Annotated in this window: 9 protein-coding genes and 1 tRNA gene; 4 read left to right on the forward strand and 6 right to left on the reverse strand. The window is 47.0% G+C overall.

From position 1 onward, the window contains the following. Nucleotides 1–359: 359 nt before the first annotated feature. A complete protein-coding gene (locus tag MHH60_RS16140) occupies nucleotides 360–1,268 on the forward strand; it encodes a serine hydrolase domain-containing protein (RefSeq protein WP_076139001.1) in 909 nt (302 codons plus the stop codon). 1,431 nt (nucleotides 1,269–2,699) lie between these two features. Here the strand turns inward: MHH60_RS16140 and MHH60_RS16145 are convergent. Next, a tRNA-Arg gene (locus MHH60_RS16145) sits at nucleotides 2,700–2,773 on the reverse strand. Nucleotides 2,774–2,981: 208 nt separating this feature from the next. Next, nucleotides 2,982–3,338, reverse strand: coding sequence for a hypothetical protein (locus MHH60_RS16150; RefSeq protein ID WP_036686975.1), 357 nt, complete (start codon nucleotides 3,336–3,338; stop codon nucleotides 2,982–2,984). 144 nt (nucleotides 3,339–3,482) lie between these two features. On the opposite strand from MHH60_RS16150, the gene asnB reads away from it, so the two are divergent. Continuing rightward, nucleotides 3,483–5,327, forward strand: coding sequence for an asparagine synthase (glutamine-hydrolyzing) (gene asnB, locus MHH60_RS16155; RefSeq protein ID WP_076138169.1), 1,845 nt, complete (start codon nucleotides 3,483–3,485; stop codon nucleotides 5,325–5,327). 113 nt (nucleotides 5,328–5,440) lie between these two features. Here the strand turns inward: asnB and MHH60_RS16160 are convergent, their stop codons facing one another. The 4 genes from MHH60_RS16160 to MHH60_RS16175 form a co-directional block, all read right to left on the reverse strand. Continuing rightward, on the reverse strand, nucleotides 5,441–6,277 hold the full coding sequence (locus tag MHH60_RS16160; RefSeq protein WP_076138167.1) for an aldo/keto reductase: 837 nt from the start codon (nucleotides 6,275–6,277) through the stop codon (nucleotides 5,441–5,443). 155 nt (nucleotides 6,278–6,432) lie between these two features. Further along, the gene (locus MHH60_RS16165; RefSeq protein ID WP_036686965.1) at nucleotides 6,433–6,888 is read right to left on the reverse strand and encodes a cupin domain-containing protein; all 456 of its coding nucleotides are present in this window, start codon (nucleotides 6,886–6,888) and stop codon (nucleotides 6,433–6,435) included. A gap of 102 nt (nucleotides 6,889–6,990) precedes the next feature. Next, nucleotides 6,991–7,926, reverse strand: a complete 936-nt coding sequence (locus MHH60_RS16170; RefSeq protein WP_076129203.1) for an SPFH domain-containing protein — start codon at nucleotides 7,924–7,926, stop codon at nucleotides 6,991–6,993. Then, nucleotides 7,926–8,360, reverse strand: a complete 435-nt coding sequence (locus tag MHH60_RS16175) for an NfeD family protein (RefSeq protein ID WP_076138165.1) — start codon at nucleotides 8,358–8,360, stop codon at nucleotides 7,926–7,928. The genes MHH60_RS16170 and MHH60_RS16175 overlap by 1 nt, the downstream gene beginning before the upstream one ends. Nucleotides 8,361–8,962: 602 nt before the next feature. Here MHH60_RS16175 and MHH60_RS16180 point away from each other — a divergent pair. Next, the gene (locus MHH60_RS16180) at nucleotides 8,963–10,900 is read left to right on the forward strand and encodes a glycosyl hydrolase family 18 protein (protein WP_076138163.1); all 1,938 of its coding nucleotides are present in this window, start codon (nucleotides 8,963–8,965) and stop codon (nucleotides 10,898–10,900) included. 60 nt (nucleotides 10,901–10,960) lie between these two features. Next, the gene (locus MHH60_RS16185) at nucleotides 10,961–13,375 is read left to right on the forward strand and encodes a glycosyl hydrolase family 18 protein (protein WP_076138162.1); all 2,415 of its coding nucleotides are present in this window, start codon (nucleotides 10,961–10,963) and stop codon (nucleotides 13,373–13,375) included. Nucleotides 13,376–13,758 lie beyond the last annotated feature (383 nt).

Raw genomic sequence — 13,758 nt, forward strand, 5'->3', positions numbered from 1 at the left:
TCCCACGACATCATTTTGAGTCCTTAGCGCGTTTTTTTTTCGCTTACTTCGTCCATTATGAACAGGTAATTTTTATAAGTCAACTAAAAACACAAAAAAAATTGTGATTCATTACTTTTTATTTGGTTAAAATTACAATAAATATATAGTTACCCAATCAATAAATTAGAAATAAATGGTTTTTATATATCAAACAATAGTTTTTCTCGCTTTATTGACTTTGAAATAAGAATGGAATACCATCAATTTAGCGATTTTCATCGCAATAGCAGAAAACGTTTCCACTCATTTTTCTAGTTTTTCTTTTTGTCACTTCGCTATCCTAGCTAGGAATATCAAGAGAAAGAAGGACTCTTTTTATGTTGAACATGGCTCCATTCGCAGCTAAGGCTCGTGAACGAAACCTGAATATCTTCAATGTTCGTGTGCTTCAAAACGGTAACCTTGTGGGAAAACTGGATCTCACGGAGGATATTCGGCGCTTGCAGCATTCCGTCAGCAAGTCTTTTACTTGTATGGCAGTAGGTCTTGCCGTTGATGAAGGGAAGCTGGCACTGGAAACAACGCTTAGAGATGTTTTTCCGGAGTATGCCTCTCCTCTTAAACAAACACCTCCTTCCATGCAGCCCGGAGATATAACTTTGTTCGATTTGCTGCGAATGAGTACAGGGCACGACTCCCCTCCATTTTGGGCTGAAGAGAGATTAGCCTTGAAGGATAAAAATTGGGTGCAGCATTATTTGTCTCTGACTTTAGACAGAGCTCCCGGAGAGAAATTTACATACAGCAGCGGAGATACCATTATGATCTCTGCAATGGTGCAAGCCTGCGTCGGGCAAACCGTAAAGGATTATCTGGTACCTCGTTTGTTTGCACCTCTGGGCATAAACAATGTCGATTGGGAAACAACACCTCAAGGGGTAACCCTTGGCTGTGCCGGACTTCAGATTAACACGGAAGAGTTAAGCCGGTTTGGACAGCTGCTTTTACAGCAAGGTAAGTGGCAGGGCCAGCAACTGATCCCCGCAGCATGGATCGATTTTGTTACACAAAAACAGATCGACAATGATGGAAACGGCGACTGGGGAGAAGGATACGGCTGCCAATTCTGGCTCTGCTCCCACGACGCTTACCGTGCCGATGGCGCTCATGGACAATTCTGTCTTGTGGTGCCGGATGCTCAAGCAGTCATTGCAATAAACAGCATGGAAGATAACATGCAGGGAATCCTGGACACCGTCTGGGAGGAAATCTGGCCGCTTCTTTAGGAGCGGTCTTTTTTATGGCTTGAGGTTAGCGTGCGCATAATGGGTAATTAACATTCTTCCGCGATTAGTACTTAACACCGCCAAGTAACCAGCACTGTCTGAGGCTGAGGAGGCTTGCGGACTCAGGTGACGTTATTTGCTCATTTATCGCCTTTTGAGCAACGTTTCGGACTCCAGTGCAGCTATTCCTGAGAAAGCGACTCTTTTGGGGCACGTTTGGCATCAATAGCGACGATGGAGTCCGATAACATCGCAAATGTGGCACTCTTCAGCTTTTAAGGTCATCTGGGTCCGATAGTTGCTACGTAATGTACAAATGTGGTCTAGAGGTTCGAAGTTTGATGTTCAACGGTGATAAGTAACTAAACACGTCCAAAAGTTCACACCAATAGATGCGCAAACCGTAATTCTCCACCGCCTACAAGTAGCTCATCACACCAAGTAACCAGCACTTTCTGTTGCTGAGGATGCTTGCGGACTCAGGTGACGCTATTTGCTCATTTATCGCCTTTTGAGCAACGTTTCGGACTCCAGTGCAGCTATTCCTGAGAAAGTGGCTCATTTGGGGCACGTTTGGCATCAACAGCGACGATGGAGTCCGATAACATCGAAAATCCCGCAATTTTCAGCATTTAAGGTCCTCTGGATCCGATAGCTGCTGCGTAGGTGAAAATGTGGTCTAGAGGCTCGAAGTTTAATGTTCAACGATGATCAGTAGCTAAACACGCCCAAAAGTTCACACCAATAGATGCGCAAACCGTAATTCTCCACCGCCTACAAGTAGCTCATCACACCAAGTAACCAGCACTTTCTGTTGCTGAGGAGGCTCGCGGACTCAGGTGACGTTATTTGCTCATTTATCGCCTTACGAGCAACGTTTCGGACTCCAGCGCAGCTATTCCTGAGAAAGTGGCTCATTTGGAGCACGTTTGGCATCAATAGCGACGATGGAGTCCGATAACATCGAAATTTCCGCACTTTTCAGCATTTAAGGTCATCTGGGTCCGATAGCTGCTGCGTATGTACAAAATAAGTAACTCATTACACCAAGTAACCATTACTTTCTGAGACTGAGGAGGCTCGCGGACTCAGGTGACGTTATTTGCTCATTTATCGCCTTACGAGCAACGTTTCGGACTCCAGCGCAGCTATTCCTGAGAAAGTGGCTCATTTGGGGCACGTTTGGCATCAATAGCGACGATGGAGTCCGATAACATCAAAATTTCCGCACTTTTCAGCATTTAAGGTCATCTGGGTCCGATAGCTGCTACGTATGTGCAAATATAATCTAGTCGTTCGAAGTTTAATGTTCAACGATGACTCGAATTTCGAGGTTTAGATCAAGAAGGAAGACAAAGGTACCCCGTGTGTGACTCGAACTAAAACTCGCGCACGCAAAAACAGCCTTCCCGAAGGAAGGCTGTTAATTGACGTCCCGGAAGGGATTCGAACCCCTGACCGTGCGCTTAGAAGGCGCATGCTCTATCCAGCTGAGCTACCGGGACATATAAGAAATAAATATTATGTATTGACGCAACGATATTTATTATACCTTATTCAGCGGATTTTTCAAGTCAAAACAACTTAGAAAAATAATAATAGTGTTTCCGGTGCAGCTTTTTCACACATCAGCGTAACCACAGGAAATGAAAAAAACGGCATTTCTGCCGTCCTTTTCAGCGATTCCAGTGTGCATTTTACAACCTTCGATATTTACTCCAGCTTTCGAAAACGCTTCTCCAGCTGCTTTTTTAAATCCCCAAAAGTGAGTAATTCTCGTTGAAACTTGGAATGCTCATCTTCTGGCGACATGAAGTTACTGCCCGTAAATGCACTCGAGGTCACATCTTGAAAAGCGTCATGCATATTGTTATCAAACCAATCGGTAGAGGTATCAGCATCATTAGTCAGAATACGGACAATCTCATATCCTTCTTCACGCCGATCCTCAACGATATACACCAAAAGCGCAGGATCACTAACAGCACCCGGCAAAACACCCACTTCTGCACAAGGCGCACCATCGTACTCCATCATTCTGCGAATTTTGGCGTCTTTAATATAATACACCTGTCATCCTTCCCTCCTGGCAAATTCCCCTCTCCCCTAGTGTTCGGATAAGGACATACATTTTATGCCTTCCTTCGGCATATATCTGTATTACTTGGCAAAAAAGTAAGGACAACAATCGCACAAAAGAGAGGATGAACCATCATGTGCGGAATAACCGGATTTATCCAGTGGCGCGGAGATCTCACTCAGCACTCGCAGCTGCTGGTCAAAATGACTGAAACTTTAGCAAACCGCGGCCCCGATGCAGCCGGAACCTGGATCTCAGGCCCCTGTGCTTTCGGTCACCGCAGACTTAGCGTTATCGATCCGGAGAACGGTGCCCAGCCCATGATCACCCGCCATGAGGAACAGGTATACGCGATTGTTTACAACGGCGAATTATATAACGCCCTCGAACTCAAACAGGAACTTAAGCAGCGAGGGCATCAATTCCGCACCCAGTGCGATACAGAAGTGCTGCTGCATTCCTATATCGAATGGGGGCCGGATTGCGCAGAAAAACTCAATGGAATCTTTGCTTTTGCAGTATGGGACGGTCTTCGGGACCAAGTCTTTTTTGCACGTGACCGTTTAGGTGTGAAACCTCTGTTCTACAGCAAGGTTGATGATGTCCTGGTTTTTGGCTCAGAGCCTAAAGCGTTACTGCAGCATCCTAAGGTTCAACCAGTCGTGGGTCCTGAAGGTCTAGCAGAAATATTCATCATCGGTCCAGCGCGTACACCGGGTCATGGTGTTTATAAGGATATGCAAGAGCTTCGTCCAGGTCATGCTATGATCTATAGCCGTGAAGGTCTGCGCAGTTATGCCTATTGGAAACTGGAGAGCACAAAGCATACTGACAATGAAGCAGAGACAGCCGCTAAGGTGCGTGAACTGCTCCAAGATACACTCGAACGCCAACTGGTCTCAGACGTCCCTGTTTGCTCTCTTTTGTCGGGAGGGCTGGATTCCAGTGCGCTGACGGCACTTGCAGTGGATTACTACAACCGGAATGGTCAGGGACAAGTGGATACTTATTCCGTAGACTATGTAGATAACGACAAACATTTCAAAAGTCATACTTTCCAGCCGGGAGCAGATGGGCCGTGGATTAAACGAATGGTCGATGAATTGAATACAAACCACCACTACATCTCGTTCGATACCCCGGAGCTTGTAGAAGCGCTGGATAATGCTTTGTACACTAGGGATTTACCAGGGATGACCGATGTGGACTCTTCGTTGTACTTATTTTGCCGGGAGATTAAAAAGAACGCGACAGTAGCTATTTCCGGTGAAGCTGCGGATGAGATTTTTGGCGGATACCCTTGGTTCCACCGTGAGGAAATGCTCTCCTCAGGCACTTTTCCTTGGTCAGTTGCTCCGAAAATGCGTGCAAGTCTACTTTCCCCAGAAATTAACGAGTGGATTCGTCCACTGGAATATTTGGGTGACAGATATAGCGATGCGGTGGCTGAAGTTCCGAAGTTGGATGGAGAAACGGGAAAACAAGCACAAATGCGCGTCATGTCCTATCTGAATATCACCCGCTTCATGCCTACTCTGCTAGACCGTAAAGACCGAATGAGCATGGGCGCGGGGCTAGAGGTACGTGTTCCATATTGTGATCACCGACTCGTTCAATATGTATTTAATATTCCGTGGGAAATCAAGAATCTGGGGGGCCGTGAAAAAGGGATTTTACGTAAATCTCTTGAAGGCATTCTTCCAGACGATGTGCTCTACCGCAAAAAAAGCCCTTACCCCAAAACTCATAACCCTGCCTATTTAAATGCGGTACGAACTCAGGTATTAAACATTCTGGATGACTCCACTTCCCCCCTACTTCCGTTAATTGATGCTGCCAAAATCCGTGAGATCGCCGCTTCCCCGGAATCCTCAACCAATCTGCCTTGGTTCGGCCAGCTCATGTCCGGTCCTCAGCTGTTTGCTTACCTCGCCCAAGTGGATCTCTGGCTGCGTAAATATAACGTCTCCATCCAATAAGCGCGTAGAGAACTGAGGTAATCGACAAGCCAAACAGCAAGTCCCCATATCCGGTGGCTTGCTGTTTGGCTTGTATTTGCAATAATTACTCTACAATCTTATCTAAATGATCTTTAAAAGTTAAAGTTGTCCGGGTCCGGGCCAAATCGATGGTCTTTGTTCAAGCCCTCGATAGCTTTGACATCCTCATCACTAAGCGTAAAGTCAAAGAATCCCGCATTCTCCTTGATTCGATCCGCATGTACGGATTTAGGTATCGTAATGACACCTTGCTGCAAATCCCAGCGAAGTACAATTTGAGCAGGGGTCTTACCATACTTCTCAGCCAACTCTTTTAAGAGCGGTAGGTCAAGATTCCCTTGCATTAGTGGACTCCATGCTTCAAGCTGAATGCTCTGTTCATTGGCATATTTCAGCAGCTCACGCTGAGTCAATAGCGGATGGAATTCCACCTGATTAACCACAGGCACCACTCCGGTATCTTCGATGATATCTTTCAGATGATGAACCTGAAAATTGCTCACGCCGATAGATTTGATGAGGCCCTCTTTTTGCAGATGAATTAAGGCCTTCCATGTCTCACGATATTTTCCTGCCACCGGCCAGTGTATGAGATACAGATCCAGATAGTCCAGTCCCAGCTTGCGCCGGCTATCCTCGAACGCTTTTAGCGTAGACTCATAACCTTGATCAGGATTTCGTACTTTAGTCGTAATAAACAGCTCAACACGGGCCACTCCACAATCACGAATAGCTTGTCCTACGCCTTCTTCGTTATTGTATCCGGCTGCCGTATCAATACTGCGATATCCTAATTCCACTGCGGTTTTGACCGCATGAATAACCTCTTCGCCATCTTTAGTCTTATACACGCCAAGACCCAGCCACGGCATGGTCACCCCGTCATTTAAAGTAGGACCACCCGAGAACGGTGCATTCAATTCACTCATCGCTTAACCCTCCAAGCTTATTGTTATTTCGTTAAACATACTTAACCTATTTACCCACTTAAGAAGCAAACGCTACCCTAAAAAGTATAGCAGATGGCTTCATCATTCCCCAAATCCTTATAAAAAAACGGAGGCGTAAGCGCCCCCGCTCTTCTTTATTTCTCAATTAGTTTGAAATCATCAAAATGGAATTCAGGAGAAACAATACAGGATACCAGCGTCGGCTCTTTGCCTAATGAACGCGCGGCCTGCCATACTCCCGCTGGAACAACCACTTGTGGCTGCTGGCCTGCAGCAATATCGAGACCCAGGATAACTTCCTGCACATCCTCAGGCTTATCTCCATTACCTCCGAGACTAAGCACAATTGGACTACCGGAATGCCACAACCAAACTTCATCGGACAATACAGTATGCCAATCAGATTGTTCGCCTTCGTGAAGCAGAAAATAAATTGAAGATGCCGAATGACGTGATCCAGAATAGCTATCGCCTAACACTTCCTGCGAAATTTCAAATTCCGAATTCCAAAGTCTTTTGTACCAACCACCCTCAACGTGAGGCTGTAATCCAAGCAGTTCAACTAGCGGTGAAATTTCTTTTTGCGTCACAGTAGCTTCTCTCCTTCAAAGTTAGCATGAACAACAATAGCTTCATATGCATAAGGTTGTTTTTGCTTTTTACTTTAACGGAATAAGCCCGAATTGTAAAATCTATTTACTGTCCTTGCTCGCTTTGAAGACTTCCGCAATCGCTCCAAGACTTCCCAGTGTTTCAACAGCGCTAGTTGGCAAGAACACTTTATTAGCAGGACCTTTGGCAATCTCAGCCAGAGCCTCGAAGGAACGATAAGCCAGTACATGCTCATCCAGACCTGCCGAACGAATCAGCTCAATGCGTGATTTTTCTGCTTCTGCCACGGCTTGAATCGCTTTAGCCTCACCGTGTGCTTCTAGCTCCTGCGCCTGGCGTGAACCCTCTGCTTGACGGATACGCGCTTCTTTATCGCCTTCTGCTTTTAGAATCTTACTCTGTTTATCCCCTTCAGCGCGTAGGATCATATCCTGCTTGGCAGCTTCCGCCTCCAAAACAATGGCACGTTTGCTCCGCTCTGCTTTCATCTGCTTATCCATCGCTTCCTGAATATCCAACGGCGGTTTGATATCGATAACTTCCACACGCTCGATCCGCACGCCCCACTTCTCAGTAGCTTCATCGAGAGCAAGACGGATATCCGTCGAAATCTTTTCCCGTCCAGACAAGGTCTCATCCAATTCCAGCTTACCGATGATTTGCCGCATTGTTGCCGTGGAAATGTTTCTTACCCCATACACATAATCAGAAATACCATAAGTAGCTTCCTCTGGTCCAACCACTTGGTAGAAAATAATCGTATCAATCTGCACCTGCACGTTATCCTTTGTAATTACCGTTTGCGGAGGTACATTCGCTTGTTGAATCCGTAAATCATGGTACGTGCGCACCTGATCAATTACAGGAATCAGAATGTTCAACCCCGGTGTCAGCAGACGATTAAATTTACCGAGCCTTTCTACTACACCTACCCGTTGCTGTGGTACGATTTTGACTGTTAATGCCACAAAAACTACGACCACTACAATAATAATTGCGATAATTGCCCATTGCATTAGTTCATTTCCCCCCATCGTTCTACTTCGATAATCGTCGTGCCTCTTTTCACTACTCTTACAACCTCATCCTTGCCCAGAGACTGATCAGAGCTCGCGCTCCACGTATCTCCGCCTACCTTCACTTGCCCGTAACGTCCCTGCTCTATCGGCTCAACAACTACTCCTTGCCTACCGATGATTTCTGTACCTGTATCCTTGAACCCACGTGAATGGCGAAATCTAGAAACCAGTGGTTTCGAGAATATAGTCAGACCAAGTGCGACCAGTGATCCAAGGACCACCTGAAACAAAATGGCTTCGGGAACAATCAGCGACACCAAACCTGCGGCCAAAGCACCAATACTAAGCCACAATAAATAAAAAGTAAGCGTCATCATCTCTACAACAAACAGGACACCGGCTGCGATCAGCCAAAACACCCACACAACCATCGGTGAGCCCACCACCTTCCGTATGATACTACTATAACGAAAAGAAACCTCGATGCGTTGCATAGTTCCACAAATAAATATTTCAGGCATGTATATGATTTATATTCATTACATCGGTGGTTATGTGTTTCTTCATGAGTTTCTTGATAAAAGGCGAGTATACAAATCCAAAAGGGTTCACTTTTTGACGAGTCACTATAAATTAGAAAATTCTCCCCCTAGATCACCTGATTTTATCCCTAGCGCAATTGCAAGCTATGCTTGAGAATAAGAGTTACCATCACCCATTTATATCTAATTCATCCTAATTATCCAACTTCCAAACATCCTCCTCTATTCATTCAAACCATACACAGCATGTTACATCATTTAAAATCCATGAAACAGCAGCACACAAAAAGCACAAAAGAAAGCGCTTACTGATTGGGTAAGGCTTGATTTGGACCGCTGCTTTTTTGCTGCTGAATCTATGAATTGAACTTCAATAGAATAGTAGGGACGCCATGGGTGATGGTGTACTACAACCGACGGGAGGTGAAGGTCAGGACATCTTGCCGAAAAGAATTTCGAACTACACTTTGAATCTAGGAGGTAGAAATTCAATGATCTTCACGAAAAAAGCTTCACGCAAAACCTTTGCAATTGCGATGATCGCCGCGCTTGTTCTGACACTCTTTTCCACCCTGGGCGGAAGTCCCAAAACAGCAAACGCCGCACAGGATTACAAACTGGTTGGTTATTACGCTTCATGGGCCGCTTACGGGCGTGCTTACAATGTAACTGATATCGATCCTACCAAAATGAATGTCATTAACTACGCTTTTGCGGATATTTGTTGGAATGGCATCCATGGCAATCCAGACCCCACCGGCCCTAATCCGGTGACCTGGTCTTGCCAGAATGAGCAAGGCCAAGCCATCAGCGTTCCGAACGGTACGATTGTTCTTGGTGACCCTTGGATTGACACTGGAAAAAGCTTCGGGGATGACAAATGGGATGATCCCATCAAAGGTAACCTGAAGCAGCTATGGAAGCTGAAGGAAAAGAACCCGAACCTGAAGACCCTAATCTCCGTTGGGGGCTGGACCTGGTCGAACCGTTTCTCGGATGTAGCTGCGACAGCTGCGACCCGTGAGGTTTTTGCCAATTCCGCGGTTGATTTTATTCGAAAATACAAGATGGACGGCGTGGATCTCGACTGGGAATATCCAGTCAGCGGCGGACTTGCAGGCAATAGCTACCGTCCTGAAGATAAAGAAAACTATGTACTGCTGCTGCAAAAGGTTCGCGAAAAGCTGAATACAGCCGGCGCGGCGGATGGAAAAACCTATCTGCTGACCATTGCTTCCGGGGCAGGCCCAACGTATATCAACAACAATAACCTGGCCGGCATTGCTTCCGTTGTCGACTGGATCAATATTATGACCTATGACTTTAATGGGAGCTGGAACACCACCACCGGACATAATGCTCCGTTGTACTATGATCCCGCAGCTTCCGCTTCGGGCTTAACCGAACCGCAAAATTTTAACATCGATAAAGCGGTAACCTCCTATCTTGCGAATGGTGTACCTGCGAACAAGCTTGTACTTGGCATGGCTTTTTACGGTCGTGGTTGGGGCGGAGCTCCGGCTTCAGGAAACGGCCAATATCAGGTATCCGCTGGCATCTCACCAACGGGTACATGGGAAAAAGGCAGCTATGATTTCTATGATCTCGAAGCCAACTATATCAACAAAAACGGTTATATCCGCTATTGGAATGATACATCCAAAGTGCCTTATCTCTATAATCCAACAAATCAAACCTTTATCAGCTATGACGATGTAGAATCCTTTGGCCACAAGATCAGCTACCTGAAGTCCAAGGGTCTTGCAGGTGCTATGTTCTGGGAAACAAGTGGTGACCGGAACAAAACACTAACCAATAAACTAAACGCCGATCTTGGTGGCGGAGTGGTGCAGCCGACACCGACACCATCCACATCACCTACACCTACTGCAACTCCAACTGCAACTGCAACACCAACACCAACTGCAACCGTGACGCCAACACCAACGCCTACACCGGGAGAATGTTCGGCAGCGAGCTGGGGTGCAACAACCGTATATACTGGCGGACAGCGCGTCTCCTACAATGGCGCAGTTTATGAAGCCAAGTGGTGGACGCAAGGAGATCGTCCTGATCTTAGCGGAACTGATGGGGTCTGGAAATTCATCAGCGTATGCGGAACAGCGACACCAACACCAACTTCAACTGTGGCCCCAACTTTAACACCTACGGTAGCACCAACGCCTACCGCAACCGTTGCACCTACGCCTACTGTCGTGCCAACGCCAACTGCAACCATTGCACCTACACAAACTCCTTTGCCTACCGCTACACCTACTTCGGAAGGGTCTAGCTGGGGAACAGGCGTTGCGTACAAAACAGGTGATGTCGTCGCTTACAACGGAAAAACATATACCTGCTTGCAACCCCACACTTCACTTCAAGGCTGGGAGCCAGCCACCACACCTGCGCTATGGAAGCTCAATTAAAGACTTGCAGGAAGCCTCGTTCCCGAAATAACATTATCCCCCTTTGGAGGTATATTAAATATGATTGCAAAAGCACGTGCTAAGCGCAAAATATCCATAAGTTACCTTGCTGCGCTAATGAGTCTAATCGTTCTAGTTCCACTTTACACCGGGACAGGTGCATCCTTACAAGTGGCCCATGCCGCGGAAACAACACCTTCCGCTCCCGCTCCAGCAGCTGATCATCCTCGCAAAATCGTGGCTTACTTCCCAGAGTGGGGCGATCAGGAGAACAAAGGATTTTACACCGTAGACAAGATTCCGTGGGATAAAATTACCCATATTAACTACGCCTTCGCCAAGGTAAATCCTCAAACGAACAAGATTGATCTCATGGACCGTACAGCTGCAATCGAAAAAGACTATCCCGGTCAGCTGACCACCTTGCCTTTTAAGGGACATTTTAACCAGCTGGTCAAGTACAAACAGCTCTATCCTGATGTCCGCACCCTAATTTCTGTTGGCGGCTGGTCGGGTTCCGGAGGGTTCTTCAACATGGCGAATTCGGAAGCCGGGCGAGAAGCTTTTGCCAATAGTGTTGTGGATTTTCTGCGTACCTATCAGTTCAACGGAGTAGACATCGATTGGGAGTACCCTTCTGGCACTGGGCAGTCCGGTAATCCTAACGATTTTGCCGTGGCAGAACCGCTGCGTACAGTTAATTACAACAACTACGTTCTTCTTATGAAAAAACTCCGCGAAAAGCTCGATCTGGCAGGTTCACAAGACAATCAGAAATATGACCTGACTATTGCGGCCACCGCCTCTTCCTGGATTCTTGGGGGCATGAAGCTTGGGGAAGCCAATCAGTATTTAGACTGGGCGAACCTTATGACCTATGATTTCCATGGTGCGTGGAATGGATATGTAGGACCGCATTCCGCATTGTACCCGGATTCCCGCGATACTGAAACTGCTGCGCTGGGCACTCCGGTTCTGAATACCGACTGGGCGGTCCGATACTATCTCGGTACGCTTCCTCCGGAAAAAATCGTGATCGGAGTTCCTTATTATTCACGAGGCTGGAAAAATGTAAATGGAGGCATCAACAATACCGGCCTTTACGGCACAGCTCCGACAACCGGTGGGGGAGCAGATGGCCAATACGGCATCTGGAATGATCCCGCACCAGAGCAGCCTGCTGGTGCAAATCCGATCTGGCATGTACTAAATCTGCTCAAAGATCCAGCAAATAAGCGCTACTTCGATCCTGTTACCAAAACACCGTATTTATTCAACGCAGACAAGAAGGTTTTTCTTACGTATGAAGATAAGGAATCTCTTGGCTACAAGCTGGATTACATCAAGCAAAAAGGCTTGGGAGGTATGATGTTCTGGGAACTAACGGGCGATTACTCTGAGCAAAGCGATGGCACTTATACGTATGGCAATTCTCTGACCGATTTTGCCTATGATCAGCTGAAGACAGCCTCGCCGCCAGGCGGAGCTCCTAAGCCGCAGTTGCCTGAACCTAAAAACTTCAACCTCAGCTTCAGCGGCGCCTATGATCATCCGAACTATACCTATTCATTAAAAATAACGAATAATACCGGTACCGATATTCCCGGTGGCTGGAAGCTGGAGTTCGACCTGCCAACAACTACAACCCTAACCTCGGCATGGGGAGCAGGTAGCGTTGAGCAAATCTCCACGGCCTGGGATTTCAACCGCTACCGTATTACAGGTACAGCTACTCAAACTATTGCGAATGGAGCTTCACTTGAAATTCCGGGTATGATGAAGCTGAATTTTTCAGGCGGTCCACAGCGAATCACCCTGAACGGAAACTCGTCCCAACAGGAATACGATAAACTGTACGGAGGCATTACGCAAACGCCAACACCGTCTGCATCACCGACACCGACTCCGACGACTATACCAACACCAACGTCTACACCAACGACTACACCGACTCCGACGGCAACCGTGACGCCAACGCCAACTGTAGCGCCAACACCTACTCCTACGCCGGGACAATGTTCGGCAGCTACCTGGAATGCGGCAACCGCATATACTGGCGGACAACGCGTTTCCTACAGCGGCTCACTCTATGAAGCCAAGTGGTGGACACAGGGAGACCGTCCCGATTTTAGCGGACCGGACGGTGTTTGGAAATACATCAGCGTGTGTGGAACAGCAACGTCTACACCAACGGCAACTGTAGCTCCAACAGTAACACCGACTTTGACACCTACTGCAACAGTTACTCCAGCGCCTACGGTGGCACCAACGCCCACCGCAACCGTAACACCCACGCAAACTCCATTACCGACTGCTACACCTACTTCGGGAAGTTCTAGCTGGGTAACAGGAGTTGCTTATAAAGTAGGTGATGTCGTTGCCTACAGTGGAAAAACGTATACCTGCTTGCAGCCTCACACTTCACTTCTGGGGTGGGAGCCAGCTTCCACACCTGCTCTTTGGAAGCTGATATAATCCGGTGCTCTCCTTGATTCCAACAAGGAGATTGTCCCATTACAAAGAGGACTTCCTATTAGCAGTGCAGAGTAATTTTCTGCCTCTGAGGCTTACGTTACGGACCCAGTTGACGTTATTTACAAATTTCAAGCCTTTGGAGCTGTGTTTCGGACTCCAGTGCTGCTATTCCTTATGAAATGCTTCTTTTGGGGTGTTTTTCGTGCCCATAGCGACTTTGGGGTCCATTAGAATCTCAATTATCGGATATAGCTGCGTTTAAGGTCAGCTGTGTCCGGGTAGCCGCTTCATACGGGTAAATGTGCTAGAATCGAACGAAGTTTGATGCTTTGTTTAAGGGAACGGAATAAAAAACGGGGGTGCCCAGCAGCCATTTCGCGGCT

It is taken from the genome of Paenibacillus sp. FSL H7-0716 (genome assembly GCF_038002705.1).
Taxonomy (GTDB): Bacteria; Bacillota; Bacilli; order Paenibacillales; family Paenibacillaceae; genus Paenibacillus_AQ; species Paenibacillus_AQ odorifer.